This window comes from Halohasta salina (assembly GCF_024178165.1).
Taxonomy (GTDB): Archaea; Halobacteriota; Halobacteria; order Halobacteriales; family Haloferacaceae; genus Halohasta; species Halohasta salina.
On record NZ_JAMZIE010000002.1, the window covers coordinates 511,919 to 538,173 of the forward strand.

Sequence of the window (26,255 nt, forward strand, 5' to 3'; positions counted from 1 at the left end):
ATGCCGGAGATCGAAATCGATCCGACGACACGTATCGAGGGGCACCACAGCACGACGCTCGACGTCGAGAACGGAGTGGTGACCGAAGCCAAGAGCCACATGGACATGTTCCGCGGCATGGAGCTGGTCGTGCTGAACCGGCCGCCGTCGGACGCGCCGGTGTTCACCCAGCGCGTCTGTGGCGTCTGTTTCACGGTCCACCGCCAGACGTCGCTGTTGGCCATCGAGAACGCGGCCAAGAACGCCGGCGTCTTCGACGGCATCCCGGAGACGGCCCGGAAGATGCGGAACCTGCTCGAACGCATGGCGACGCTGTGGAACCACGCCGTCCACATGTTCGCGCTCGTCGGGCCGGACTACAGCGACGCCGTCGCCGACACGGGGCTGACCCGGATCGACCCGATGGAGGGAGAGGGGTACAAAGCCGCCTTGGAGGCCCAACGCGAGCTGCTGTCGGGCTTCGCCGAGTTCGGCGGGAAGGCTCCCCATCCCCTCACCTACGCCCCCGGTGGGATGTCCGCGAACCCCACGATCGAGAAACTCCAGCAGATCCGCGATCAGGTCGAGTTCGTCAGCGACTGGCTCGGCCCGACCGACGCCGTCCCCGAAGTCATCGAGAACGTCCGCAACGACGAGTTCGACCCTACGCTGGGCGAGGGGCTCCACGACATCGTGTCGATCCTCTTTGCCGCCAAGGAGGCCGGTGCCGACGACTTCGGTGTCGGGCCCGGCCGCTACTACTGCAACGGGATCTATCCCGACGAAAATGGCGACGACCAGATCCCCTCAGGGATCTACGTCGACGGCGAACTCTCCCATCCCAGCGACGAGGAGATCACGGCGGCGATAACCGAAGACACTGCCCACTCGTGGTACACCGACGACTCCGGCGGCCACCCGATGGAGGAGACCCCACCGAAGCCCGACCCCGAAAAGGAGGGGGCCTACTCGTGGGGGAAGGCCCCGCGGTACAACGGGATGAACATGGAGACGGGATCGCTGGCCCGCTTGATCATCACGGACAAGGACCCGTTCGATCTACGGTCGACGCTGGGCGGCGACCCGACCAAAAGCAGCACGCTCAACCGGCTGATCGCCCGTGCCCAGGAGTCACTGCTCCTCCGGGATCAGATTCTGGAACTGCTCGACGACATCGACCCCAACGGGACGGTCAACAACGGCTGGAGCGACGACTTCAGCGGCGAGGGCGTCGGCCTCTGGGAGGCCTCCCGGGGTGCACTCTCCCACTGGGTGAAGATCGAGGACGGCACCATCACCAACTACCAGATCATCACGCCGACGCTGTGGAACCTCGGCCCGCGAGACGAGTCGGGGACGCCGAGCATCTTCGAGGGGGCCGTCGAGGGGATGGCCGTCGAAGACGTCGAGAACCCGATCAACGTGATGCGGACGGTCCGGTCGTTCGACCCGTGTCTGGCCTGTTCGGTCCACGTCGAGAGCCCCGACGTGAGCTACACCGAAGAGATCACGCCGGCCTCGCCGGGCAGCGCGATCGGCGCGGCCTGTGACGCCCCCATCGCCGGCGAGGAGGTCGACGATCCATGACCACATCGGACCCCGGTCCAACCGGCGACGAGGCGGCTAATCTGCGCCAGCGACTGGTTGGCCTCGTCGGCTCGGTGCTCGCACCGCCCGAGGAGGCCGACGACCGGTACAGCCGGGTCCAGGCGCTGAAAGGCCGGGTTACCGTCGAACGACACGGCCTCGGCGCACGACTCTCCCATTGGACGCAGGCGTTTCTGATGTTCGTCCTGATGGGGACGGGGTATGCCATCTGGACGGGGAGCTACGGCCCGCTCAACGTCGTGCCGTGGGACGGCTACTACCTCGCCTTCGGGCTGCACATGTGGGCCGGGATCCTGCTCATGGCGTTTTTGTTCGTCCTGTTCCCGCTGTATCACGTCTACGTCGACGGCCACCGCCAACTGGCCGAACTCGCGGATATCCGGGTGGCGCTGCGGGTCGGTCAGGCCTTTGTCGGCCTGAAATCCTACATCCCGGGCTACCACGAGGCACGCCAGACCTACGACGAAGAAGACGGCGACTGGGTCGCCTACCACCCGATGCAGAAGACGTTCTTCTGGTGGGTATCGATCCTCTTCGGCGTGCTCGCGTTGACCGGCTTCGGCATGTATCGGGAGATGCGGTCGGATCCGGCCTGGTGGGTCGACTGGCTCGGCTTTCTGGACGGCTGGCTGAACATCGTCCTGCTGAAGCAGATCCACCTGCTGACCTTCTTCCTGATCGTGGCGATGGTCGCCGGTCACGTCTACTTCGCCCTCCTGCCGAGCAACCGGGAGACGCTCAAGTCGATGGTGTTCGGCGAGATGGACGCCTACGTACTAGGGGGAGAGGATGACGACGAGCGGTGAGGCGACCACAAGCGGAGTAGCGTCGAGTGGCGAGTCGACCGCCACGGAGCCCGCCGTCGAGCAGGCCGTCGTCGGCGTCGGCAGCCGCGTCATGGGCGACGACGGCGTCGGCTTCCACGCCGTCGAGCGCCTGCAGGACCGCTCGCTGCCCGGCGGCGTAACCGCGACCCACGCCGGAACGACCGCCTTCCTCGCGCTGGAGGCGATGAGCGGGGCCGACCGCGCGGTCGTCGTCGACGCGCTCGCACTCGACGACGACCCGGGGACGATCCGCGAGTTCCGGCTTCACGACGCACCCGAGGAGGCCCCGGAGGTAACGATGCACGACTTCAGCTTCACCGACGCGCTCGCGGTCGGCGACGCTGCCTACGACCTGCCCGAGGAGGTGTTGCTCGTCGGGGTCGTCCCCGAACGACTCGAACCGAGCCTCGAACTCTCCGAGACGGTCGCGGCGGCGTTACCCGACCTCGTCTCGCGTATCGAAACCCGACTCGACACAGCATGAACGGAACCTGGTACTGTACCGACTGTGAGGAACAGATCGACAAGGACGCCATCGACGACCACGAGGCCGACGGCCACCACGTCAAGGGGCATTTCCGCCCCGATCGGCTGTTGTCCGGCGATCCCGAACTCGTCGGCACGCAGGCGGGACTCGGCGATACCGGGGGTGGGTCCTGATGTGTCTGGGCGTCCCCGGCGAGATCAAAGAGATCGACGGCCACGAAGCCGTGGCCGACTTCTGGGGCGTCGAGCGACGCGTCCGCCTCGACGTGGTCGGCGACGCCGTCGACGTCGGTGACTACATCCTCAACCACGCCGGCTTCGCGATCCGAAAGATCCCCGACCGCGAGGTCGAAGAGACGATGGCGATCTACGAGTCGCTGTTCGGCGACGACGTCGACGAGGCGCTCGACGAGATCGGCGCGCCCCAGGGTGCGGATATCGACCTCGGCGACGAACAGCCGGCGGCCGAACCCGTGGGTGAGTCCAATGACGACTGAGGTCGACGATCTGAAGTTCCGCGACCCGGAGGCCGCAGAGGAACTCGCCGCCGACATCGAGGCCCAGATGGCGCGGATCGACGAGCCGGTCGAGATCATGCACGTCTGTGGGAGCCACGAGCAGGTCATCGCCAAGTTCGGGCTCCGGAGCATGCTCCCGGCTGACCTCTCGATAACGATGGGACCGGGCTGTCCGGTCTGTGTGACGAACATGCCCGAAGTCGACGAGGCGGTGGCGCTCGCGGAGGCCGGCAAGACCGTCGCGACCTACGGCGACATGTTCCGCGTGCCGGGGACGGTCAAATCACTCGCGGACGCCAAATCGGAGGGCGCGTCGGTCGAGGTCGTCTACAGCGCGAGCGATGCGGTCGACCTCGCCGCGGAAAACCCCGACGAGGACGTCGTCTTCTTCGCGACCGGCTTCGAGACCACGGCCGCGCCGACCGCGGCCGTCCTGCAGGCCGACCCGCCGGAGAACTTCTACGTCCTCTCGGCGCACAAGTACGTCCCCCCGGCGATGGAAGTCGTCGCGGAGATGCCCGACACCGACGTCGACGCGTTCCTCGCGGCCGGCCACGCGGCGACCATCACGGGCTACGGCCTCTTCGAGGAGTTCACCGACGAGTACGACCTCCCGGTCGTCGTCGGCGGTTTCGAACCGCTCGACGTGCTGTACGGCGTCCGCAGGATCCTCGAATTCATCGAGGCGGGCGAAAGTGGCCTCGACAACGCCTATCCACGTGGTGTCTCTCGCGAGGGTAACGTGGCGGCAATGGGTGCCATTGACGAGGTGTTCGAGCGCACGTCCGGCGAGTGGCGCGGTATCGCCGAGATCCCGGAGGCCAACTTCGTCCTGCGCGACGACTACGCAGCCCACAGCGCCCGCCGACAGTTCGACGTCGAGGCCGTCGACGGGGCGGGCGATCCCCTCACCGAGGAGTGTATTTGTGGCAATATCATGGCCGGAACGGCCTCGCCAAAGGAGTGTGATCTGTTCGGCGAGGAGTGTACGCCGTCGAACCCGGTCGGGGCGTGTATGGTCTCCGACGAGGGCACCTGCAAGATCGCCCTCGAGTACGGGGGGCAGCCGGACCTATGAGCGACGAGACGGTAACCGTCGCCCACGGCTCCGGAGCCGGGAAGACCCGGGAGTTCATCGAGGACCGTATCTGCTCGCGGTTCGCCGACGCTGGCGGAGACCCGGACCTCGCCGTCGGCCTCGGGGCACTCGACGACGGCGCGGTCCACGATCTCGGCGACCAGTCGGTGGTCGTCACGACCGATAGCCACGTCGTCTCGCCGCTGTCGTTCCCGGGCGGCGACATCGGTCGGCTGGCCGTCGCGGGGACGGTCAACGATCTGGCGGTCATGGGGGCAACCGACCCACTCTCGCTTACCTGTTCGCTCGTCGTCGAGGCGGGGACGTCTCTCGACCTGCTGGAGGAGATCCTCGACTCGATGCAGGCCGCCTGCGAGGAGGCCGGCTGTGCCATCACCACCGGCGACACGAAGGTGATGGGCAGCGGCGAGATCGACGGGATCGTCATCAACACCACGGGGGTCGGCGTCCTCCCGCGGGGCGAGCACGTTCCCGACGCGGGCCTCTCGCCGGGTGACAAACTCGTTCTCTCGGGGCCAGTCGGCGACCACGGCATCACGCTACTGGCCGAGCGCGAGGGGTTCGATATCGACGGCGACCTCACGAGCGACGTCGCGCCGATCAACGACATCGTCGACGCCGCACTCGACACGGGGACCGTCACCGCGATGAAAGACCCGACGCGGGGCGGGCTCGCGACCGCACTCAACGAGATGGTTCGGAAGGCCGACATCGGGGCGACGGTCGACGAGACCGCGATCCCGGTCCGCGAGTCGGTCGCGGCGGCGGGCGAACTCCTCGGGATCGACCCCTTCGACGTGGCCAACGAGGGGAAGGTCGTCTTCGGCGTCGACGCCGCCGACGCCGAGGCCGTCGTCGAGGCGATCCGGTCGACCCAACGGGGGAGCGACGCCGCCGTCATCGGCGAGGTCACCGCGGACAACGCCGGGCGGGTCGTCCTCGACACCGGGTTCGGACGCCGCTACCTGAGTGAACCGGAGGGCGAACAGCTCCCACGGATCTGCTGAGCATGCACGAACTCAGCCTCGCGGAGGCACTGCTCGACCGGGCCGCCGAGGTCGCCGCCGAACACGACGCCGAGACCGTCGACGCGCTGACCGTCGAACTCGGTGCGGCGACCCACGTCAACCCCGACCAGTTGCGGTTCTGTCTCGAAACGGTCGCGACGGCGACGGTCGCGGCGGATGCCACGGTCGACATCGAGACCGTCACCCCACGCGCGGCCTGCGACTGCGGCTGGGAGGGCGAGCCGCCGAGCTTCGAGGGGACCGCAGCCGTCGTACCGACGGCTCGCTGTCCGGAGTGTGGCGACCGGACCGAGTTCGTCCGCGGAAAGGAGTGTCACCTGACCGCCGTCTCCGTCCCTGACGACGCCGAGTCGACCACCGCCGAGAACGACAGCGATTCGACTTCCACCGAGAACGACACAGAAGCGACCACCACCGAATAGGAGCACGACACCATGACGACAGTACCCACCGCGAGACGGATGCATCGAACACCAATCGACCGGCTGCTGGCCGCTCTGTTCGGTCGATCACAGCGATCACAGCGAGCGCCGATCGCCCGCGCCCACCGGTTCGGCCACGATCACGACGAGTCGACCGAGTCGGAGGCCGCCGACGACGTACTCGCACAGTTCCGCGAGCAGGCCCAGGCGCTCCACGAGGAGGTCGTCCACGACCACGGCGTGTTCGTCGTCGAGTTCCTCGGGGCGACCGGCAGCGGCAAGACGACGCTCGTCGAGCGACTTATCGAGCGCGCCCCGAACGACGAGCAGATCGGTGTCGTCGTGGGCGACGTGGCCGGGGACGACGACGCGAGCCGGTTCCGTGACCACGGCGTGTCGGTCGCCAACGTCACGACCGGCAAGGAGTGTCACCTCGACCCCGGCCTGTTGGAGGGGGCCCTCTCCGAGTTCGATCTCGACGAACTGGATCGGCTGTACGTCGAAAACGTCGGCAACATGGTCTGTCCGGCCGACTTTCCGCTCGGCGCACAGGCACGGGTCCTCGTCGTGAGCACGACCGAAGGCGACGACGTGGTGCGCAAACACCCGCTGTTGTTCGAGGCCTGCGACGCCGCGGTCGTCAACAAGGTCGACATCGCGGATGCCGTGGGAGCCGATCTCGACCGCATGGCCGCGGATGTCCAGGATGTCGTCCCTGACATGGACGTGTTCCGGACGAACGCACGGGCCGACGAGGGTGTCGACGACCTCGCGTCGTTCCTGGCCAACCTCCGGACGGGCGACCACCACCATCACGGCCACGGCAACCACGATCACGCCCATGACGACCACGTAGGGACACACGACCACCACGACTGACGATGGTCGACACCTGCCGAGCGACGGTCCGTATCTCCGGCACCGTGCAGGGTGTCGGATTCCGGCCGTTCGTCTACCGAACCGCGGTCGAGGCGGGCGTGACGGGCCACGTCCGCAACGCGGGTGGGACCGTCGAGGCCGCCTTCGAGGGCCCCCGCGATGCGGTCGAGGATGTAGTAGCGACCGTCCGAGACGACACCCCGCCGCTGGCGACGGTCGACGCCATGACGGTCGACTGGGGTGAGCCGGCCGGTGACGATAGCTTCGAGATCCGCGACTCCGAGGCCGACGCCAGCGGCGGGATCGACGTTCCCGTCCCGCCGGACACGGGGATCTGTGAGGCGTGTCTCGACGACGTTCGCGATCCGTCCTCGCCGTACCACGACTACTGGGCGACCGCCTGCGTCGACTGTGGCCCGCGGTTTACCGCCGTCCGGGACGTTCCCTACGATCGAACCCGGACGTCGATGGCCGACTTCCCCCTGTGTGATGACTGTCGGGAGCGCTACGAGACGCCGACGGACCGACGCTACCACGCCCAGACGACCGCCTGTCCGGACTGCGGGCCGACCCTCCAGTATGAGGTCGACGGCTCCCCCGTAACGACTGGCAACGACGTGCTCCGGCGGGCTGGCGACGCGCTATCCGCCGGAAATATCATCGCGGTCAAAGGGATCGGCGGGTTCCATCTCGTCTGTGACGCGACTGACCCGGCGGTCGTCGACGCGCTCCGGGAGCGCACGGGACGGCCCGCCAAACCGTTCGCCTGTATGGTCCCATCGCTCGACAGCCTCAGTGGGTTCGCCGCGGTCGACGAGGCTGAGGCCGACGCACTCGGCGACATTCGCCGGCCGATCGTCCTGGTCGACAAAGCCGCCGAGACACCGTGGCTTGAGGCGGTCGCCCCGGGACTCGACACCCTCGGCGTGATGTTGCCGTACGCCGGCCTCCACCATCTCCTGTTCGACCACGTCTCCGGCCCGCTCGTGATGACGAGTGCGAACCGCCCGGGCGAACCGATGTGTACGACCGCCGACGCGGTGTGGGCGCGACTCGACGGAGTAGTCGACGGCGTGCTCACTCACGACCGCGAGATCGTCGCCCGGTGTGACGACAGCGTCGTCCGCGTCGTCGACGGCGACCGACGGTTCGTCCGTCGCTCCCGTGGCTGGACGCCGACGACCCTCCCGAACCCCGCGGGGGACAGCGAGACAGCGCCCGTGGTGGCGCTGGGCCCAGAGCGGGACGCCACGGTCGCCGTCGCGACGGGCGAGGGGGTCGTCGTCTCCCAGCACCTCGGCGATATCGACGGCCCCGAGGCGCTGTCGTTTCACCGCGAGGCGGTCGACCACTTGTGTCGACTGACCGACATCGAACCCGAGGTCGTAGCCTGCGACCAGCATCCCGAGTTCCTCACGACCGCCGAGGCCGACAGCTACGCCGCCGAGGGGACAGAGGGCCCGGTCGCCGTCCAGCACCACCACGCACACGCCGCCGGGTTGTGTGCCGAACACGGCATAGAGCGGGCCATCGTCGTGACGGCCGACGGAACCGGCTACGGGCCGGACGGAACGGTGTGGGGTGGCGAGGTCCTCGACGTCCAGTACGCCGACTTCGAGCGTGTCGGCGGACTGGGACCGTTCCCACTGCCGGGCGGACGGGCGGCCGTCGAATACCCGGCCCGCGTGCTCGCCGGTCTGCTTGCAGACCCCATCGTCGACGACCGACTCGTCGAGACCGGGGCCGTCGACTCGCGGGCGGAGGCGACGGTCGTCCGTCAGCAGGCCGAAACCGGGGTCAACGCGCCGACAACCACGAGTGCGGGGCGGGTGCTCGACGCGGTGAGCGCGCTGGTCGGTGCCTGCGACAGGCGGACCTACGAGGGCGAACCCGCCCAGCGGCTCGAAGCCCTTGCCACCAACGGCACGGTCCAGCCGATAGACATCCAGTACCGCTCTACTAACGGCCGTCGCGTTTTGGACACACAGTCCCTCGTTTCGGCTCTCGCCGACATGCTGACTCGCCAGTCGGCGGCCGACGTGGCGGCGACGGCCCAAGCCGCCGTGGCGCGCGGGCTCGGGACGCTCGCGGTCGCGGCTGCGAGGAGACGCGATGTGGGGACGATCGGGTTCACCGGTGGCGTCGCCTACAACGACGCCATCAATCGACACCTCCGAGCGGTCGTCGAGGGTGCGGGTCTCACGTTGCTCACACCGAATGCCGTCCCGCCCGGCGACGGGGGGATCGCCTACGGACAGGCCATCGTCGCCACCTCGCGCTCGGTCGACCGACATAACGAGTAGTTCCCACGCCGTCAGGCGGGACAGTAGTCGATCCAGCAGCGAGGCGGCGGTCGGTTCGAGCGGCGGTGAAGGGGCGTGGCCTGTCGACACCGGTCGACCACGGGGGGTGCGAAGCGCAGCCACAGCCGGCTACCCGACAGCGTCACGCCCGTCTGGCTCGCCTACCGCGGCGACGTAGCCCGTCTTCGTCCCGATGAGTGCCCGTGTCCCGTCCACAGCCGGCCGTGTGAACGCGCCCGCATGCGAAAACGACCACCGCTCGGTCCCGTCGGGCGCGTACGCCCGGAGCTGCTGGTCACCTTCGTCGCGGCCACCACGGACGATGAGTCCCTGCCGATTGCCGGCAACGAACCTCGCCTGCCCGGCTACCGGTTGTTTCCACTGCCGTTCCCCTGTCGTCACATCGACGGCATGGACACCGTCGTTCCTGCTGACCACATAGACCAGCCCGTCTCCGATCATCGGCGCGTCTCGCGTCTCGCCGTCCGTCGAGTACCGCCAGCGTTCGGTCCCGTCACTGGGGTCGACGCCGAACAGCCAGCCGCCGTACTCCGTGATACACACCGTCGCTCCCGACACGACAGCACCGGTCGGAACGAACGGTTCGTCGACGGGTACCGAGAATCGCCAGCGTTCGGTTCCATCGGCCGCAGCCACCGCGACGACCGGGTAATTTCCGTGCTCGTTCGTCCGTTCGGCTACCAGATACAGGGTGTCGTCGAACACGCGGGGCCCGTCGGTCGCCGGGCGCATGGCTTTCTGCCACCGCTTGGCCCCATCACTGACCGCATAGGCGGTCGTTCGACGGCTACCTTCCACGGCATACAGCGTTTCGCCGTCCACGGTGGCGGCGGTCGTGTCGCCGGCCTCGATAGCCCAGCGTTGGTCGCCATCGCCCGTGTGCACGGCAGACAGTTCCTCACCCTGGAGCCCGAACTCGTCGTCCGAGGTGCCGAGGTAGGCCGTCCCGTCGCGAACCGCCAAGAGGTGTCGGAAGCGGTCGCGTGACCGCGTCGACCACATCTCGGCGCCGTCATCGAGACGGACGAGCCGCTGGTCGATGCCGTGTGTGCCGGCGTTCCACCCAACGACGACGAAGACGCCGTCGCTGACGATCGGCGACGACGCGACGCCCGCCGACGCCTCGTAGCGCCACTGCTCGCTGCCAGTATCGGCACTGAGCGCGTAGACGTTCTCGCTTCTCTCCGGCCGGACGTGTTTCCTCTGGCTGGTCGCGTTCCCGTTTTCCCCGCCACCAACGTAGACGATGCCGTCTCGAAGAGTTGGCCGATGGCGAACGGAGCCGCCCGTCCGGTACGTCCAGTCGACAGCATCGCCGCTCGGTGCCGCACCCTCGGCGTCCGTTCTACGACCGGACGACTCACCGAGGATCCCGGTGCCGCCTCCACTCACACAGCCAGCACTGCTGACCGTTGCTGCAGAAACGGTAGCCAGCAGTTCCCGACGTTTCACACCGGATGGCTTTCCTCGACAACAATGGGTCTGTCGGAGACACAAAGGACCGTTTTACGTTCTGCAAAACCACTGCCGTACCAGCGATCGGTGGCTCCGTCTCGATCAGGCCGTCACCGACCAGCTATTTGACAACCCGATTCGCCACACGGCCCATGAATGCCAACCAAATTCATCAAAAACACCTCGAAAAGAGAGGCGTGATCGGAGAACGACCTATTGTTTTTATATTATCTGAGTGCTACCGTCGGAACGTTATAGAATGGATCGGAGTCAACTCGGCGAACTAACTATCGAACAGTTTCACGCTCGTCTCCGGACCGACGAACTCACCGTCGACGCCGTCGTCCGGGCGTATCTCGATCGCATTCAGGCGCTCGACCGATCCGGTCCGGCGCTCAATGCCGTCGTGACCACCAACGACGAAGCAATGGGCCGGGCCCGTCGACTCGATGCCGCCCTCGCCGACGAGGGGTTCGTCGGCCCGCTTCATGGGGTGCCGGTGTTGGTCAAAGATCAGGCGATGACCGCCGGGCTCCGAACGACCTTCGGCTCGGCGGCGTTCGCCGACTACGTGCCCGACACCAGTGCGACGATCGTCGACCGACTCGAATCGGCCGGGGCGGTGATCCTCGGCAAGACGAACCTGCCGGATTTCGCCGCCGGCTTCGTCGGCTACTCCTCGGCTGGCGGCCAGACACGCAATCCGTACGACCGATCGCGGGACTCCGGGGGGTCGAGCGCGGGCACCGGTGCCGGGATCGCGGCGAACCTCGGGCTGGTCGGCATCGGGGAGGATACCGGTGGGTCGATCCGCGTGCCAGCGTCGTTCTGCAACCTCTTCGGCCTGCGGGTGACGACGGGGCTCATCAGTCGGGCCGGGATGTCCCCGCTCGTCGCCGAACAGGACACCCCCGGCCCGATGTGTCGGACGGTCGACGATCTGGCCCGTGTGCTCGACGTGATCGTCGGTTTCGATCCCGCCGACGAGGCGACTGCGGTCCACAGCGAGTGGACTGCCGACGGCTCGTTCGTCGACGCCGTCGACGGGGCGAGCCTCGATGGCGCACGGATCGGCGTGTTGCGCGAGGCGTTCGGCGACAGCGATGAGACGCGGGTGACGGCCGTGAACGAGACCGTTGAGTCGGCGCTTGTCGAGATCGAGGCGGCCGGCGCGACGCTGGTCGACCCCGTTGAGATCGACGGGCTCGAACAGTTCATCGACGACACCTCGCTGTACGGGCTCGTGGCGAAACGCGATCTCAACGCGTTCTTCAACGAGCTCTCCGACCCGCCGGTCGACGCCTTCGAGGACATCTACGAACAGGGGGCCTACCACGAGGCACTCGAACACGTCCAGACCATTGCCGATGCGCCCGCCGATCCAACTGGCGACCGGGAATACTGGTGGCGGCTGGCCCGACAGGCGGCGTTCAGACGGCGCATCGAGTACACGCTGGTCGACCACGATCTCGACGCGCTGGCGTTTCCCGACGTGCAGGTCGTCCCACCGGTCGCCGACGACTACCACACCGGCGAGATCACGCGTGCGGACGTACCGACCAACACGTTCATCGCCTCCCAGTCGGGCTGTCCGGCGATCTCGATGCCCGCCGGCTTCACCGACGAGGGGCTGCCGGTCGGGATCGAACTGCTCGGCGCGCCACTCGCGGACCGTCGACTAGTCGAACTCGCGGCGGCCTACGAGAGCGCCACCGAGCCACGTCGATCGCCCGCCCTCGAATGAACGAACTCCACAGTCCCGACGTCTACGACGATCCGGCCCCGTATTCGCAGGGGATCGTCCACGGCGAGACGATATTTCTCGCCGGGCAGGTCCCGGACGACGATACCGGCGCGATCGTCGGCGACGACATCGAGACACAGACGCGACCGGCGATCAGTAATATCGAGGCGCTACTGGAGGCGGCCGGCTCGTCGCTCGACCGGATCGTCTCTGTGACGGCCTATCTCACGGATCGCGACGATCTCGACGGCTTCAATCGGGAGTACGCGGAACTGCTTGCCGATCCCAAACCGGCACGCGCGACCGTCGTCGTCGAGGAGTTGGTGGTCGACGCCCGGCTGGAGCTACAGGTTACCGCTGTCAAAAACGGGTAAACGAGGAGCCCGATCAGGCCTGTCGCCACGCGAAGGCGCGGTTCTGGACCGGGTTCAACACGGCGTACTCGATGACGAGCACCACGCCGACGAACAACACGGCGTAGGCCAGCACTTCGGCGATGTTGCCCTGGAGGAACCAAAACCGGACCCGCGAGCCGACACCGTTGCTGATGCCGAAGACCTCGGCGATCACCGCCACCTTCCAGGTCATCCCGAAGAGGTTGCGGAGCGACGAGAAGATGTACGACATGAGGTGCGGAACGTAGATCTGCCGCCAGATCTCGACCCGGCTAGCCTCGAAGGCGTCGGCCATCTCGACGAGCCCCGGGTCGACCTCCTGGAGCCCTTGCCAGATCGTCACCAGCGCGAACGGCGTGTAGGCGAAGGTGACCGCGACCACGACCGCGAGGCTGTTGAAGCCGAGAATCACCATCACGACGAGGATCACCACGACGTCCGGCGGCGTCATCCACACCGGCAGCCACGCTTCGAAGGCCTTGGCAACGCCGTCGTTGGTTTTCATCGCGATCCCGATGACGAGTGCGATCCCCAACGCGAGGGCGGTCGACGCCAGCACGCGGCCGAAGGTTACCCAGAGGTGGTAGAGCGCCGACCGGTTGTCGATATCGCCCTCGAAGACGAACTCGACGATCAGGCCGCCGACGGCGACTGGCGAGGGAAACATCCGGCCGTTGTAGAGCGACAACAGCCACCACCCTGCCACGAAGGCGACAAGCGAGACGGCGATGCGAGGGGCTCGGTTCATGACTCGTCGGGGCCGGTATCGAGATGGGCGAAGAACTGCTCCATCATCGTAGATTCGGTTTCGATCAGTGCCTCGTCGCCGATGGTACGTGGTCGCGGCGCGTCGACGCTGACCTGATCGAACAGTTGGCCGTTGTCGTCGAGGATCAGGATCGAATCCGAGAGGAAGACCGCCTCGCTGCTGTTGTGCGTGACGAAGATGATGGTCTTGCCCGTCTCCTTCCAGATTTCGAGTAAGTCCGCTCGGAGTTCCTTGGCGGTGAACTCATCGAGGCTGCTGAACGGTTCGTCCATGAACAGGATCTCGGGGTCGACCGCCAGCGCGCGGGCGATGCCGACACGCTGTCGCATCCCGCCCGAGAGCTGCTGGGGGTAGCTGTCGATCTTGTCTTCGAGCCCGACGAGTTCGAGATAGCGGTAGATCCGTCCCGACTGGTCTTCAGGGGGGACCCCCTGGGCCCGGAGGGCGAACCGCACGTTTTCGCCGATGGTGAGCCAATCGAGCAGCCGCGGCTCCTGAAAGACGTAGCTGTAGAAGAACTCCCCCGGCTCGACGATCTCGCCGTCCCGTCGAATCTCGCCTTCGTCCGGCGGAATCAGCCCGGAGATGACGTTGAGCAGCGTCGACTTCCCGCAGCCCGAGGGGCCCATAATCGAGGTGAAACTCCCTTCGGTGATCTCGAAATCGAGGCCCTCGAAGACGGTAAACGACTCCTCGCCGTTGGCGAAGGACTTCTTCAGGTTCGAAAACGCGATCACCGAGGCCTGGCCGTCGGCGGAGTGGCTATCGCTGCTGGCGGGAGCAGTTGGTTCGCCGTCGCCGGAGTGGCTCTCGTCGACTGGCGGTCCGGTCGTGGTGTCGTCGGATTGGCTCATCTGTGTCGTGCTGGCGGTGGTATCGGCCATCGTCAGCCCCAATCAGTCGCTCGGTACCCGTTGAGACGGCGGTCGACCTCGTCGCGTGAAGCGATCATGCATCGGCCTCCGCTCGGAGATCGTCGATCGAAATAACGTGGTCCTCACGCGGCGGGACCTCCTCGATCGAGCCGAGATCCGCCATCGCTTCGACGAGTCGCCACTGGGAGTCGATCAGGTCGTCTGTGTACTCGTCGATCGGGAGGTGGAGCCCGCCGGACTCGGCGAGCTCGATTACCGCATCCTGATCGCCTTCGCCGACACCGGCGAGCTGGCCGTACTCGGAGACGACCGCTTCGGCGTTGTTCTCGATGTGTTGTTGGGCCGTTCCCCAGCCTTCGACCAACGCGAGGGCGGTGTCGTAGTTCTCCTCGAGCCAGCTTCGTTGAGCACACCACGGCGTGATTAGCGGCGGGTAGCCGGTCTCGGCCTCCCACTCCTCCCAGGCGTTGTAGACGGGCCGAACGTCGTCGGAGTTGGCGAGACCACGCACCGTCTGGCCCGTGAACTGCAGCATCGCATCGACCTCGTCCTGCTCGACCATCAGATCGTACAGCGTGGCCGGATCGGACTCGACACTCTCGTTTTCCTCGCGGATGTCGAAGCCGTATTGCTCCCAGATCATCGCTTGGGTGTAGGTGCCGGTCCCGGTCGACCAGCCGGGATGACCGAACCGAATCCCCTGGAGGTCTTCGACGGTCTCGATATCGGAGTCAGTGGGGACGAAAATCGAGTTGATCTGGGTGATACACGGGCCGAACTGCACCAGCTCTTCGCCCTCTTGGGTGTACTGTGCGAGGTTGTTGTATTCGAGCAGTCCGACGTCGTTGCCGCCGGACGGCAACGCGTTGACGAACCGGCCGTAGGCCGCTACCTCGGGGGCGAATTCGAGTCCCTCGTCGGCCCAAAACCCCTCGTCGGTCCCCGAGAGGAAATGCATGATGTTGAGGTTCCCCTCCGGCGTGAGCAGTTCGATCGACTCCCCCGACTCGCCGCCGCCACCCATACACCCTGCCAGTCCGACCGATGCGGCAGCACTGATGCCGGCGGCAGATTTCACAAACGAACGTCTACTGAAACTGCGTTTTCCCATTACAATCAGGTCGATACACCACGCATAGTTATAGTTTTGGTCGGATTCAATCACAATATACTGTACAAGAGCCAAGGTAGACTGTATACTGTTTGTATGTCCTAATATTCGAAACGATTCGGCGGTTACCCATCGACGAGTCGGCTCTCGGTTCGGATTCTGGCTCGGAGGGCCACAGTTCTGCCGGAACAAACATTCCAAGTCGAGCGATTGCAGAATAAAGTGCCGGATCGACCGAAGCGGGTGCGGACATGCTGGCGATCGACCGGACGGATGCGGACGCGTCGGCGGTCGACCGGTCGGTCGACCTGTCGACGGCGGCATCGCTGGCAGCATCGGTGACGAACGGCGGTCGGAGGACAGTAGAACGGAGAGCGGTCAGGCGGCCTGAGTCGGTGCGTCGGCGTCCCGCCAGGAGAACCGCTCGGTTTCGATCCGTCGGAGCCCCCGGTCGATGAGGAACATCAGTGCCATCATCGGGAGCACCCACGCGATGATCATGTCGTTTTGGTTGGCTTTGAAGTAGTAGTTGATAATCTCGCCCAGTCCGAGTTGCGTCCCGAAGATCTCCGCGATGAGGGTGATCTTCCATGCGAGTGTCAGCGTGAGCCGCGTGCTACCGAAGATGTGTGGATAGAGATGGGGAATGTAGATGTTCTGCCAGACGAGGTACGACGAGGCATCGAAGGAGTCTGCCATTTCCGTGAGGTTCGAGTCCAACTCCTCGATTCCCTCCTTGATACTGATCGCGACGTACGGGGCGACGATCATGAAGACAGTGAAGACGGCGACGAACCACGTCGTCAGGCCGAACCAGATCACCGCCAGGAACGCCCAGATAACCGACGGGAACGCGAAGGTCCCGAGGACGTAAACGAACAGGTAGTCGTCGGCACGCTGGCTCGTGCCCATCAGGATCCCGGCCGAGATACCCACGACCAGGCAGAGCACGGTCGCTGCCAGGACACGGAGCAGCGTCATCCCGTAGTTGTCGACGACCGAAAACTCCCCGCCCGAGCCGAACACCCCAACGATGGACGCCAGTAGTTCAGGAATCGTCGGGAAGATGTACGACGGCGTCTGTGACGCCGCGAGCGTCCAGACACCCATCACGATCAGCACCGATACCGGAACGGCAACACGCTCGCCCAGCGGGCCGTTCCACCCGTCGGCCCACCCGTCCGTCGACGAAGACGTCGTGTCAGTGCCCATCGTTTTCCCCATTATTGTTCGACATGCATCCACTTTTCAGCGCAGATTTCAGTTGTCCCATCAGCTATGCAGCGATCGATCGGGCGAACATATAAATCTGTGTGTCAGCGCAGTCCTACCGTCGACGGCCGCCCTCAGTAGCCGATCGCCGCCCCGTCGCCGCGGGGATCCGCACCGCCTTCGAGCGTGCCGTCGGCGTGCAGGCGGATCGCCCCGGCGTGACCCATCACGTCGTCGACATCGCGGACCATCGCCACCGGTTGGCCCCGACCCTGAAGCTCCGTGGCGACGCCGTCGGGAATCCGCCCTTCCAGCGACAGCGATTTCGATTCCTCGCCCCACGTCCGGCCGAACAGCCATCGCGGGGCCTCGATAGCCTGCTGGACGTCGTAGCCGAAGTCGACGATCCGGGAGACCAGCGCGGCCTGCGTCTGTGGTTGGCCCTCCCCGCCCATCGTGCCGTAGACGAGCCACGGCTCGCCGTCCCGCGTGAGCAGCGACGGAATCAGCGTGTGGAACGTCCGTTTGCCGGGTTCGAGCCGGTTGACGTGGCTGGCATCCAGCGAGAAGAACGACCCGCGGTTCTGTGGGATGATCCCCGTGTCGCCAGTGATCATGCCGCTGCCGAAATCGAAGTAAATCGACTGGATCATCGACACCGCCAGCCCATCGTCGTCGACCACCGAGAGATAGCAGGTGTCGCCGCCGGGATCCTGTGGCTGAAGCGTCACACCTTCGGGCGTCAGACCGGGCTCGACAGCCGCCGGCAGCGAACTCGCGGCGTCGATCAGTTCGCGTCGTTCGTCGAGATACGACGCCGAGAGCAGCCGGTCGGCCGGCATGTCGACTGCCTCAGGGTCGGTGACCCAGGCGTCACGATCGGCGAAGGCGACTTTGACGGCTTCGGCCATGTGGTGGTAGTAGTCGGCCGTGCCGTCGCCCCACGATTCGACGTCGAACCCCGCCAACAGACCGAGGATCTGCAGCGCGGCGATCCCCTGGGTGTTCGGCGGTAGCGAGTAGGCCGTGAAGCCGCGGTAGTCGACGCTGAGTGGGTCGACCCACTCGGCGGTATACTGCTCGAAATCCTTCGGCGTGAGCGGCGACTCCTCGCCGAGCCCCGCACAGAACGCCTCGGCGACTGACCCCTCATAAAAGCCATCCCGTGGGCCGTGATCGGCGAGGGCCGCCAGCGAGTCGGCGAGGTCGGGCTGGCGAAGCACCGCCCCCGGATCGGGTGCTGCACCGTCGACGAGGAAGGTCTCGGCGGCAACCTGATCCTCGCCCAGCACGTCCGCATCCAGTGCGATCCACCGGGTGAAGTCGTCGGTCATCGCCACCCCTCTGCGGGCGTAGGTGATGGCATCTTCGAACAACCGTGCCCACGGTAGCTTGCCGTGTTTCTCGTGAGCGAGCCGCCAGCCGTCGACCGCTCCCGGCACCGTCAACGCTGACCCACTGCCACGCTCTGGAATCTCGTCGTACCCCAACGCGGTGTAGTACTCACGGGTCGCCGCTTCGGCTGCAGGGCCGCTGGCGTTGATCGCCTCGACGTCGGCGTCGTCGCCGGCGATCAGCCAGAAGCCATCGCCGCCGAGCCCGGCCATATGTGGATACACCACACACAGCGTCGCGTTGGCCGCGATGGCGGCGTCGACTGCCGAGCCGCCGTCCCGAAGGACATCGACGCCGGTACTGCTGGCGAGGTAGTGCGGGCTGGTGATGAGTCCGTGCTGTGCTCTGGTCGGTGGTCGACCGGTCGGTGTGTTCGAATACATCGGCTATCTTCCCCTCGTCGACCGTCTCTCAGTAGGTAACAACATCTGTCTTGTTATGATGGTATCCACAATTACTTATTAAAGTTATTCTCTCGAAAGGGTGGACGAGTCGATAAATATAGCTGTGGGTCCTCGGTTGATCGCCGTGTCGTACTCGTCGCTTCGATGCGCTCGATGGACGGGCAGCAGGCCGTCAGTCGTGTGGTCTCAGGCGGTCGAGGCTGGTGATTCGAGGTATCGCATGAGCGGTGGGATCGCCGTCCCGACGACCAGAACGGCGAATCCGACGGTCCACAGTGTCGACGCGCTCCCGGTCGACCCGAGGCTTATCAGCGGCAGCGAGATCGCCATCAGGACGAAGGCGACCGTCTCGAACTCGATCCGCTCCATTCAGGCCACCCCCAGGAAGCCGATGGCGTTGAACCCGACGATCAGCAGGCCGATGAGCGCGGCGACCGCCGCCACCCACGGAATCGTCTTGCGGAGCACGTCACCCTCGCGGCCGACGATACCGACCGCGGAGGTGCCGAGGATGACGTTGCCGGGCGACATCGCGTTGCCGATCGCGCCGCCGGAGGTCTGACCGCCGAGGATCCAGTTCTCGCTGAGCCCGCCCAGCGAGAGGGCCGTCTCCTGCTGGAGGCCGCTGAAGAGGATGTTCGAGGCCGTGTTACTGGAGGTCATAAACGCACCCAGCGCGCCGATCAGCGGCGAGAGGAAGCCGTAGCTGGCTGGCGTGGCGACCTCAGCGATCCCCTGTGCGAGCACCAGCGTCTGGCCGCTGTGGTCCATGACCTTCGCCATCACGAGGAAGGAGATCACCGCCACGGAGGCGGGGATGGCAGTCGACAGGACCGACCGAGTCAAACTGGTCGACTCGGTGGGTCCGGCCTCGAAGTAGCCCTCGTGTTTGTAGACGGCGTAGGCGACGAGCGTGCTCACGAGCAGCAGCGTCCCGGGGTGCGTCAGCGGGGTGAACGGGGAGTAGGGGGCTGCGGCCTCGACGGCGACACCGTAGCCGGTTTCGATCGCCGGGAACGAGAGCCCCGCCTGAACCGTGTTGAGTGCCGCAGCCAACGGGTCGAGCGTGGCCGTCAGGAACGCCACCGCCGCGAGGACGCCGAACGGAAGCAACGCGAGTTTCAGACCCATGAGATCGTCGGTCTCCGGTATCTCGACCCCGTTGGCGGTTGCGACGCCGCCGTCGGTCGCTACCGTGGCGGTGCCGCCTGCGGAGCCACCTCCGAAATCGTCACGCATCGCCGGCCGAAGCTCCAGCGCCGAGGTCGAATCGGCGTAGGGGGCCCACTTCGCCAACAGCGGCAGGGCGAGCAGGCCGAGCGTGGCGGCCATGAAGTTCGCGAACGCCGGCTCCCAGACGTAGATGCCGAGGAGCTGGCCCGCACCGTGAATCAGCGAGACGACACCGATCATCGGGAGGGCGTAGGTCACGGCTTCCTTGCGGCCGAAGAGCCACGCGACGGTCACCCCACCGGCGAGGTTGACGACCCACAGCAGGACGCCGGCTGCCACCGCCGTCAGCAGCACCGCCTGCAGTTCGACGGTCGAATCGAGCGCTAACCATGCTACACCGAGCGTGCCGAAGGTATTCGCCCACGCGTGGCCGACCAACGGAATGGCGACGGCGTACACCGGTTTGACCCCGAGTGCCAGCAGGATCGGCGCGACGACGACGATCGGCGTCCCGAAGCCGGAGATCGACTGCATGAACGAGACGAACACCCAGCCGAACCCCAACACCAGAAACAGCTCGTTTTCCGTGACGGCTTTGACCTCCTCGCGGAGCGCATCGAACCCGTTGGCGCGGTCGATGACGTGATAGAAGATCAACGCGGGGATGATCACATAGAGGACGAACACCGCGTCCCAGACACCCTTGCCGCTGGCGACCGTGAGATCCCGAAGCGGCATCTCGTAGGCTGTCAGTCCGATGAGCACCGCGGCGAACATCCCGACCGAGGCAGCCTCGTGAGCCTGCCAGCGGAGCCCGACGAGGGTCACCAACAGCAACACCAACGGCGCGACCCCGAGTCCCCAAAACAGCGGATCAACTGGCGGAACCATCACCAACCTCCGGTTTGGGTTCCGTTGGGCAATCGAAGACAGATTCGCCGATTCGTCTATGCTTTCGTCGACAGGGTAGACGTGTGTTTGTCTCTTCGAGCATACGACATACACTCGTAGTTCGAATTTTGCATATAAGTTTTTTCACACCCTTCTCGAAGGCCGATTGAGGCAGTATAACGTCCTATTATGTCTGGATTCGATATTCGAATCCGCTTTTCATGCTCGAATATACAGAATTAGGTCGACAGCATCGGCGGCAGCGCGCCCGTTCGGCGCGGGTTCGAACGGCCGTCGCTCGGAGCGAGGGTCCGAACCGAGGGGAGACGGGAACGCTCAGGTGTCGGGCGACGAGTCGGTCCGGTGTGTCGACCGCCCCCGTCGACTGAGGACGATCGCAAAGAAGCTGCCCAGCGCCGGGAACACCGCCAGTCCGAGGAAGGTGCCGTCGGTGGTGGTGACCGACAGCAGGAACCCCGCGATCGCGGCTCCGGCAGCGCCGATACCGAACGACATGAGGTAGGTGTAGCCGTAGGACAGTCCGCGATCACCGGGCGGGCTGTGGTCGGCAATCGTCGCCTGATACAGCGGCTGGAGCGCGAACAGCAGGAACCCCAACAGTCCGCTCGCGGCGAGCAGTGTCACCAGACCACCACTGGCCGCGGGGACGAACGCGACGGTGACGACGACGAGACTCCCGAAGACGACGGCCAGCCCGGTGGTCGACGGGATCCGATCGGAGACCTTGCCGCCGACGTACTGGCCGCCGATCCCGATCGTCAGCAGGGCGACATAGACGTACGACGAGAGGGTGAACTCCTCGGCGATCGGGCTGTCGGGATCGAACAGTTGGATGTAGTCGGTGATCGGCGGGAGGAACTGATCGAGGACGTCCGGGAGGAACGTCAACATCCCGCGGTAGAACAGGCCGTTCATCATCACGACCGCCATCGCGAGCGCGAAGCCGACGGTAAAGAGCGCCCGGCTGTCGACGAGGAACGTCGACAGCGACATCGGCTCGGTGTCGTCGACCGCCTCCGAGCGGTCGGTACCGCCGTCGGCAGTGACGGCGGCAGCCTCGTCGAACTCGGTGGTCAGCGCGTAGCCGATCGCCACCACCGTCGGGATCACGAGCAGTCTGGCCACCATCCGCCAGTCGAAGGTGAGCAACAACAGCGCCGTGAGCAGCGGGCCGAAGGCGATGCCGATGTTGCCCGCCATGCCGTGGTAGGCGAACGCCGACCCGCGGTTGTCGACGCCAGTCGAGATGAGCGACAGCCCAGAGGGGTGATAGACGCTCGCTGCGATTCCCCAAGCGGCCAGTGCGATCGCGATCGTCACCACGCCGGGGGCGAGACTCAACAGGAGAAACGAGATCCCCATGCCGGCCAGACAGCCGATGATGAGCGTCCGCGAGCCCAGTCGGTCGGCAAGCACCCCGCCGGGGAGCGCGCCGATGCCGAACAGTCCGTAGCCGATCGACACGACCGCTCCCAGCGTCGCCGTGGTGACCGGGAACTCGACGAGCCAGATGGCGACTAGGATCGGAATCGATAGTTCGTATGTATGAACTATCGCATGCGAAACACCGGTAAAGAAGACGATAGAACGGGAGTTATCGTTCATATTGTTGGGCACTTCGGGAAATCAGGCCGCAGTATTTAATATTTGTGGAGCTTCGTCCCAGTGGCACTCAAGAGATCCACGAGTGTTTCTCGGTCGCAAACGAGCGGGTCGACTCCCACCCCGAGTCGAGCCGGCTTTCGATCCGGGTTCGCAACCCGACTGCTGCCTCGGTGAGTTCCACAGAGCGCTGCTCGGAGCGGTCGGCCGGCAGGACCGCCCCGACGCTCCCACAGCAGTCGCCCGCCTCGTCGACGATGGGAACGGCGACGCAGTCGATCGACGTCGACGTCGTGAGGGGGCCGACGACGTACCCCTGCTCGGCGACGGCCTCGCGGATCGCTGTCGGCTCGTAGTCGGCTCCCGTCGACTCGGCCGAGACGGTCGGCGCACCGTCGGTCGCACTGACCGCGGCGACGAGCCCCGTCAGCGACTCCGAAACGGGGATCGGCGTGCCGACCGTGAGGTCGAGACGCTGGGGAAGTCGCTGGACATCGGTCACGATACACTCCGTCGAGGCCCGCTCACAGAGCACCACTCCGGTGTCGAGACGGTCGACGAACTCCGAAAGCGGGGCGTGAGCCGCAGTGAACAGCCGGGAGTACGACCGGGCCCGAAACCCGATGCTCAGGAACTTCGGCGACAGCTGGTAGTAGTCGCCGGTCTTTCGGACGTAGCCGAGTTCGCGGAGCGTACTCAGGTGGTTGTGAACGATCCCTTTGCTCTCGTCGAGCTCCGCCGCCAACTGGGAGAGCCGAATCCGATCGGTCCGACTCAACTGTTCTACTATCTCAAACGTCTTGACGCTTGTTTTTACAGGTCGGTTCGCTTCGAAGCTCATAGGAGAAAATTGTACAGTAACTCGTATAATTGTTGTGGGAACCATCACCGGACCACTGCTGTTCTACAATGTAGAACGCACAGGCACCAGTGGCCCCACTCCGAGACGTTCGAACTCTCGGACAGGTGTCGTTTTTATACATATGGTGGCGATTGTCGGTGAGTTTCGGTTCGTCGCTCGACAACACTCGTGGTTTCTGGATGAGCCACTCCATGAGGCTCCGGTAGCGGACCGAGGGCGTTTGCAGGAATAGAACGCGCTGGGACGTCACCTACAGCTGTCCGGATTGCTCCGCCTTCGCGGAGATCCGTTTCGCCATCCGATACATCTCTTGATCGATGATCTTCCCGTCGATCGCGGCGACGTCGTTCGACGGCGTCGACTCGTAGGTCTCGACGATGCGGCGGGCACGGTCGGCCTCCGCGTCGGTCGGCGAGAAGACCCGATTGACGGTCTCGATCTGGTCGGGATGGACGATGAGTTTCCCGTCGAATCCCAGCGCCGCTTCGGCCTGACAGGCCGCCTGAAACCCCTGTGTGTCGTAGGGATCCGTGTGGGGGCCGCCAATGGCCAGCAGGCCAGCACTCGCAGCCGCCTGCGAGACCCGCGACAGCGGGTAGTGCCAGTAGTGGCCCGGATAGTCGTCGACGCCGTGTGCGGCACCGATCGAGGCGGCGTAGTCCGCCGGGCCGAAGACGAGCGCTTCGAGCCGGTCGCTGGCGTGGGCGATCTCCCTGACCGCGTTCATCCCGGTAGCCGTCTCGATCTGCGCGCTGATGCCGATCGACCCGATCTCGGAGCCGGCGTTCGTCTCGACGGCCGCCAGAAGCGTCGCGACCGTCCGAATATCCGCGGGGCCCTCGACTTTCGGGACGATCATCGTGTCGACCACACCGCCGACAGCCTCGACGACGTCGATGACGTCCTCGTACCACCACCGCGTGTCGGTTCCGTTGATTCGGTAGCCGAGCCCGGTGTCGCTCCAGTCGTGGGCTCGCACGGTCTCGATCAACGCCGATCGGGCGGCGGTCTTTTCGCTCGGGGCAAGGGAGTCTTCGAGGTCGATAAAAACCACGTCGACCGGACTCTCGATCGCCTCTCCGACGAGTTGGGATTCGTTTCCGGGAATCCCGAGCTGAGAGCGGCGAAGACGGGTTTCGTTTGGCATATCCCCTATGGATGGGCGACTCGTAAATATACTATGGACGATGTGACGCTTTGTCGACCTCTCTTCGGCCGATGCCATCCGAGCGGACGAGTCGCGGCGTCGCGCCGGCGGTCGACATGTTGGGACGCGTAAAGTGATGTCCCACAACTGTCTTCGGGGCCGTCCGGTCGTCTACCTCAGGCGGGCTGGTCGACGTGATCCGAGACGACGGTCCAGTCGTCCGGCGAGAGCACGTGGCCGTCGAACTCGCCGGCCTCGGGGTAGGCGGTGGTGACGACGTAGTCCGTGCGGGCTTCGAGATAGGTGACGAGTGTGTGGATGTGTTCGCTCGCCAGTCCACCGAGGTCGTCGAGCAGGATACACGGCACCTGCTCGGCGACGTCGAAGGCTTCGTGGCCAGCGAGTGCCGCGATGAGCCCGATCAGTTCGACCTCGCCCTCCGAGAGCGCGTCGACGGATATCTCCCGGCCGTCTCGGGCGATGACCAACTCCAGTCGTTCGGTTCGTCCCGTGTCGGGGTCGGCGTGTTTTTCGAGCCGTGCCTGCTCGAAGCTGGGGTTGAATTTCGCGACGACGTCTTCGAGTGCCTCGTGGAAGGCCGTCCGAGCCGACCGAACGACGCGCTCACGGCGCGACCGAAGCGCCTCGATCTCATCGGAGAGTTCGTCGACCCGCTTTTGGAGCTGTTCGCGCTGCTGTGCACGTTCTTCCAGCGACGCTTGTTCCTCCCGGCTGCGCTCCAGTTTCGTCTCGGTCCGCGCGATCTCCTGTTCGAGGGATTTCCGCCGGTCGTCGGTCTCCTGGACCCGGCTCTCTAGTGTGTCGACGCGGTCGTCGTGGTCCGCCAGTTCCCGTTCGGCAGCCGCCAACTCCTCGCGGGAGTCGGCAAGGTTCGTCTCGAGCGTATCGAGGCTCGCTTCGAGGGACTGTTTCCGCCGGCGCTGTCGGTCGATCGTCTGCTGTGTCTCTTCGAGCTCCGAAACCGTCGACTGTAGCTCCGAGCGCCGCGCCCGACGCTCGGCGATCAGCTCGCTTACCCCCTCCATTCGGGCCTCGATAGCCTCGCGGGTGGTGTCGCTGCCACAGACCCAGCAGGCGACGTGGTCGCCGTCGAGCCGCCGATCGACATCCGCCAGCAGGTCGAGGTGGCCACCATCGAGAACGTCGTTCGTCGCGTTGTACAGCGACTCCAGGGTCTCGATCTCCCGGCCGACCTCCCGGAGCGCAGTCCGTTTGTCCTCCAGCTTCGACGCGAGCTCCGGTTCCGAATCGACCGTCAACTCGTCTAACTCCTGTCGTTTGGTCTCGATCTGGGACTCCAGTGAGTCGATTTTTCCTTGGAGTCGGTCGACCCGCTGGCTGACCTGCTCCCGCTCGCGGCGAGCCCCTGTAAGCTCCTCGCGTAGCTCGGCCTGATCGCCACTGTCGTCGGTGTCGCCTTCGAGGTCGGCGAGCTCCGCCTCGAGCTCCGCGAGTTCCGTCTCGAGATCGTCGACGGTCTCGATCGTCGCCGGCAGCTTCTCGGCGGCCCGTTCGGCGCGGTCGAGTTCGGCAGTGGCGGTCTCCCGATCGGATTTGAGCCGCCTGATCTGCCCCTCGATGTCCTCGTGTTCCAGCGGCTCGATGAGGTGTGGCGTGAGATCTGCGCCGTCACGCACCGCGGTCCGAATCGGGTTCTGTTCGTCCAGAAAGGCGAACAGCTCGGCGGCGGTCTGCTGCTGTGGCTCGGTGAGATACGGTTCCCCGTCGGTGGTGACGCTCCGACCGGCTCGCGTGAGGCGGCGCTCGTACTCGCCGTCGGCCGTTCGCAGCCGAACGTGGCCCGAGTCCGCGCCATCGGTGAGCGTCGCGGCCGTCACCGACCCGCCAAGTACGGTCCTGATGGCGGTTACCAGTGACGTCTTCCCCTGCCAGTTGCTCGCCTGCACGGCGTTAATGCCGGGTTCGAGCGTCGGGGCACCCTCACGGATCCCCGCGATATTCGAAACGTTGAGTGACCACATAGTTATCAATCAAGCAGAGTACGGAC

At 65.6% G+C, this 26,255-nt stretch carries 24 protein-coding genes; 12 read left to right on the forward strand and 12 right to left on the reverse strand.

Annotated features, from left to right (window positions below; genetic code table 11):
- The 10 genes from NKJ34_RS06630 to hypF are packed head-to-tail and all read left to right on the forward strand — an operon-like array spanning window position 1 to window position 9,149.
- Window positions 1-1,566, forward strand: coding sequence for a nickel-dependent hydrogenase large subunit (locus NKJ34_RS06630; RefSeq protein WP_253737494.1), 1,566 nt, complete (start codon window positions 1-3; stop codon window positions 1,564-1,566).
- Window positions 1,563-2,393 (forward strand): cytochrome b/b6 domain-containing protein, encoded by an 831-nt coding sequence (locus tag NKJ34_RS06635; protein WP_253737495.1) that lies wholly within the window; start codon window positions 1,563-1,565, stop codon window positions 2,391-2,393. The genes NKJ34_RS06630 and NKJ34_RS06635 overlap by 4 nt, the downstream gene beginning before the upstream one ends.
- Window positions 2,377-2,898: a hydrogenase maturation protease gene (locus tag NKJ34_RS06640; RefSeq protein WP_253737496.1), complete on the forward strand. Its 522-nt coding sequence runs from the start codon at window positions 2,377-2,379 to the stop codon at window positions 2,896-2,898. The genes NKJ34_RS06635 and NKJ34_RS06640 overlap by 17 nt, the downstream gene beginning before the upstream one ends.
- On the forward strand, window positions 2,895-3,074 hold the full coding sequence (locus NKJ34_RS06645) for a hypothetical protein (RefSeq protein WP_253737497.1): 180 nt from the start codon (window positions 2,895-2,897) through the stop codon (window positions 3,072-3,074). Before NKJ34_RS06640 ends, NKJ34_RS06645 begins: the two co-directional genes overlap by 4 nt.
- Window positions 3,074-3,397 (forward strand): HypC/HybG/HupF family hydrogenase formation chaperone, encoded by a 324-nt coding sequence (locus tag NKJ34_RS06650; RefSeq protein ID WP_253737498.1) that lies wholly within the window; start codon window positions 3,074-3,076, stop codon window positions 3,395-3,397. Before NKJ34_RS06645 ends, NKJ34_RS06650 begins: the two co-directional genes overlap by 1 nt.
- The gene (hypD, locus tag NKJ34_RS06655; RefSeq protein WP_253737499.1) at window positions 3,387-4,496 is read left to right on the forward strand and encodes a hydrogenase formation protein HypD; all 1,110 of its coding nucleotides are present in this window, start codon (window positions 3,387-3,389) and stop codon (window positions 4,494-4,496) included. Before NKJ34_RS06650 ends, hypD begins: the two co-directional genes overlap by 11 nt.
- Entirely contained in the window at window positions 4,493-5,524 is a 1,032-nt protein-coding gene (hypE, locus tag NKJ34_RS06660) for a hydrogenase expression/formation protein HypE (protein ID WP_253737500.1), read from the forward strand. The genes hypD and hypE overlap by 4 nt, the downstream gene beginning before the upstream one ends.
- Window positions 5,525-5,526: 2 nt before the next feature.
- A complete protein-coding gene (locus NKJ34_RS06665; protein ID WP_253737501.1) occupies window positions 5,527-5,967 on the forward strand; it encodes a hydrogenase maturation nickel metallochaperone HypA/HybF in 441 nt (146 codons plus the stop codon).
- Between the two features lie 39 nt (window positions 5,968-6,006).
- A complete protein-coding gene (gene hypB / locus NKJ34_RS06670) occupies window positions 6,007-6,846 on the forward strand; it encodes a hydrogenase nickel incorporation protein HypB (protein WP_253737502.1) in 840 nt (279 codons plus the stop codon).
- A gap of 2 nt (window positions 6,847-6,848) precedes the next feature.
- Window positions 6,849-9,149 (forward strand): carbamoyltransferase HypF, encoded by a 2,301-nt coding sequence (gene hypF / locus NKJ34_RS06675; RefSeq protein WP_253737503.1) that lies wholly within the window; start codon window positions 6,849-6,851, stop codon window positions 9,147-9,149.
- A 129-nt stretch (window positions 9,150-9,278) separates the two neighbouring features.
- On the opposite strand, the gene NKJ34_RS06680 is transcribed toward hypF, so the two are convergent.
- A complete protein-coding gene (locus NKJ34_RS06680) occupies window positions 9,279-10,622 on the reverse strand; it encodes an outer membrane protein assembly factor BamB family protein (RefSeq protein ID WP_253737504.1) in 1,344 nt (447 codons plus the stop codon).
- A gap of 262 nt (window positions 10,623-10,884) precedes the next feature.
- Here NKJ34_RS06680 and NKJ34_RS06685 point away from each other — a divergent pair, with 262 nt between their 5' ends.
- Together NKJ34_RS06685 and NKJ34_RS06690 are read left to right on the forward strand one after the other, a co-directional pair.
- A complete protein-coding gene (locus NKJ34_RS06685) occupies window positions 10,885-12,369 on the forward strand; it encodes an amidase (protein ID WP_253737505.1) in 1,485 nt (494 codons plus the stop codon).
- The gene (locus NKJ34_RS06690) at window positions 12,366-12,743 is read left to right on the forward strand and encodes a RidA family protein (RefSeq protein WP_253737506.1); all 378 of its coding nucleotides are present in this window, start codon (window positions 12,366-12,368) and stop codon (window positions 12,741-12,743) included. The genes NKJ34_RS06685 and NKJ34_RS06690 overlap by 4 nt, the downstream gene beginning before the upstream one ends.
- A 13-nt stretch (window positions 12,744-12,756) precedes the next feature.
- On the opposite strand, the gene NKJ34_RS06695 is transcribed toward NKJ34_RS06690, so the two are convergent.
- From NKJ34_RS06695 to NKJ34_RS06745, 11 genes are all read right to left on the reverse strand, one after another.
- Complete coding sequence (locus tag NKJ34_RS06695; RefSeq protein ID WP_253737507.1) at window positions 12,757-13,512, reverse strand: ABC transporter permease; 756 nt, start codon at window positions 13,510-13,512, stop codon at window positions 12,757-12,759.
- Window positions 13,509-14,417, reverse strand: coding sequence for an ABC transporter ATP-binding protein (locus tag NKJ34_RS06700; protein ID WP_253737508.1), 909 nt, complete (start codon window positions 14,415-14,417; stop codon window positions 13,509-13,511). The genes NKJ34_RS06695 and NKJ34_RS06700 overlap by 4 nt, the downstream gene beginning before the upstream one ends.
- Before the next feature lie 64 nt (window positions 14,418-14,481).
- The gene (locus NKJ34_RS06705; protein ID WP_253737509.1) at window positions 14,482-15,486 is read right to left on the reverse strand and encodes an ABC transporter substrate-binding protein; all 1,005 of its coding nucleotides are present in this window, start codon (window positions 15,484-15,486) and stop codon (window positions 14,482-14,484) included.
- Between the two features lie 411 nt (window positions 15,487-15,897).
- Entirely contained in the window at window positions 15,898-16,731 is an 834-nt protein-coding gene (locus NKJ34_RS06710) for an ABC transporter permease (RefSeq protein WP_253737510.1), read from the reverse strand.
- Window positions 16,732-16,865: 134 nt separating this feature from the next.
- Window positions 16,866-18,509: a gamma-glutamyltransferase gene (gene ggt, locus NKJ34_RS06715; protein ID WP_253737511.1), complete on the reverse strand. Its 1,644-nt coding sequence runs from the start codon at window positions 18,507-18,509 to the stop codon at window positions 16,866-16,868.
- A 207-nt stretch (window positions 18,510-18,716) separates the two neighbouring features.
- Window positions 18,717-18,899: a hypothetical protein gene (locus NKJ34_RS06720; RefSeq protein WP_253737512.1), complete on the reverse strand. Its 183-nt coding sequence runs from the start codon at window positions 18,897-18,899 to the stop codon at window positions 18,717-18,719.
- Window positions 18,900-20,594 carry an L-lactate permease gene (locus NKJ34_RS06725; RefSeq protein WP_253737513.1) on the reverse strand — a complete coding sequence of 565 codons (1,695 nt, stop codon included), beginning with the start codon at window positions 20,592-20,594 and terminating at the stop codon, window positions 18,900-18,902.
- Window positions 20,595-20,930: 336 nt separating this feature from the next.
- Complete coding sequence (locus NKJ34_RS06730) at window positions 20,931-22,220, reverse strand: MFS transporter (protein ID WP_253737514.1); 1,290 nt, start codon at window positions 22,218-22,220, stop codon at window positions 20,931-20,933.
- Window positions 22,221-22,287: 67 nt separating this feature from the next.
- Window positions 22,288-23,058 (reverse strand): IclR family transcriptional regulator, encoded by a 771-nt coding sequence (locus NKJ34_RS06735; protein WP_253737515.1) that lies wholly within the window; start codon window positions 23,056-23,058, stop codon window positions 22,288-22,290.
- Window positions 23,059-23,329: 271 nt separating this feature from the next.
- Window positions 23,330-24,226 (reverse strand): HpcH/HpaI aldolase/citrate lyase family protein, encoded by an 897-nt coding sequence (locus NKJ34_RS06740; protein ID WP_253737516.1) that lies wholly within the window; start codon window positions 24,224-24,226, stop codon window positions 23,330-23,332.
- A 176-nt stretch (window positions 24,227-24,402) separates the two neighbouring features.
- Window positions 24,403-26,229, reverse strand: a complete 1,827-nt coding sequence (locus NKJ34_RS06745; RefSeq protein ID WP_253737517.1) for an archaea-specific SMC-related protein — start codon at window positions 26,227-26,229, stop codon at window positions 24,403-24,405.
- Between the last annotated feature and the right edge of the window lie 26 nt (window positions 26,230-26,255).

Coding starts and splice junctions, on each gene's coding strand:
- NKJ34_RS06725 (WP_253737513.1), bottom strand. CDS start 20,594: ATGGTTCCGCCAGTTGATCCGCTGTTTTGGGGACTCGGGGTCGCGCCG.
- hypF (WP_253737503.1), top strand. CDS start 6,849: ATGGTCGACACCTGCCGAGCGACGGTCCGTATCTCCGGCACCGTGCAG.
- NKJ34_RS06690 (WP_253737506.1), top strand. CDS start 12,366: ATGAACGAACTCCACAGTCCCGACGTCTACGACGATCCGGCCCCGTAT.
- NKJ34_RS06735 (WP_253737515.1), bottom strand. CDS start 23,058: ATGAGCTTCGAAGCGAACCGACCTGTAAAAACAAGCGTCAAGACGTTT.
- hypB (WP_253737502.1), top strand. CDS start 6,007: ATGCATCGAACACCAATCGACCGGCTGCTGGCCGCTCTGTTCGGTCGA.
- NKJ34_RS06645 (WP_253737497.1), top strand. CDS start 2,895: ATGAACGGAACCTGGTACTGTACCGACTGTGAGGAACAGATCGACAAG.
- NKJ34_RS06635 (WP_253737495.1), top strand. CDS start 1,563: ATGACCACATCGGACCCCGGTCCAACCGGCGACGAGGCGGCTAATCTG.
- NKJ34_RS06695 (WP_253737507.1), bottom strand. CDS start 13,512: ATGAACCGAGCCCCTCGCATCGCCGTCTCGCTTGTCGCCTTCGTGGCA.
- NKJ34_RS06700 (WP_253737508.1), bottom strand. CDS start 14,417: ATGGCCGATACCACCGCCAGCACGACACAGATGAGCCAATCCGACGAC.
- hypE (WP_253737500.1), top strand. CDS start 4,493: ATGAGCGACGAGACGGTAACCGTCGCCCACGGCTCCGGAGCCGGGAAG.
- ggt (WP_253737511.1), bottom strand. CDS start 18,509: ATGTATTCGAACACACCGACCGGTCGACCACCGACCAGAGCACAGCAC.
- NKJ34_RS06630 (WP_253737494.1), top strand. CDS start 1: ATGCCGGAGATCGAAATCGATCCGACGACACGTATCGAGGGGCACCAC.
- NKJ34_RS06740 (WP_253737516.1), bottom strand. CDS start 24,226: ATGCCAAACGAAACCCGTCTTCGCCGCTCTCAGCTCGGGATTCCCGGA.
- NKJ34_RS06665 (WP_253737501.1), top strand. CDS start 5,527: ATGCACGAACTCAGCCTCGCGGAGGCACTGCTCGACCGGGCCGCCGAG.
- NKJ34_RS06650 (WP_253737498.1), top strand. CDS start 3,074: ATGTGTCTGGGCGTCCCCGGCGAGATCAAAGAGATCGACGGCCACGAA.
- NKJ34_RS06640 (WP_253737496.1), top strand. CDS start 2,377: ATGACGACGAGCGGTGAGGCGACCACAAGCGGAGTAGCGTCGAGTGGC.
- NKJ34_RS06685 (WP_253737505.1), top strand. CDS start 10,885: ATGGATCGGAGTCAACTCGGCGAACTAACTATCGAACAGTTTCACGCT.
- NKJ34_RS06730 (WP_253737514.1), bottom strand. CDS start 22,220: ATGAACGATAACTCCCGTTCTATCGTCTTCTTTACCGGTGTTTCGCAT.
- hypD (WP_253737499.1), top strand. CDS start 3,387: ATGACGACTGAGGTCGACGATCTGAAGTTCCGCGACCCGGAGGCCGCA.
- NKJ34_RS06710 (WP_253737510.1), bottom strand. CDS start 16,731: ATGGGCACTGACACGACGTCTTCGTCGACGGACGGGTGGGCCGACGGG.
- NKJ34_RS06720 (WP_253737512.1), bottom strand. CDS start 18,899: ATGGAGCGGATCGAGTTCGAGACGGTCGCCTTCGTCCTGATGGCGATC.
- NKJ34_RS06745 (WP_253737517.1), bottom strand. CDS start 26,229: ATGTGGTCACTCAACGTTTCGAATATCGCGGGGATCCGTGAGGGTGCC.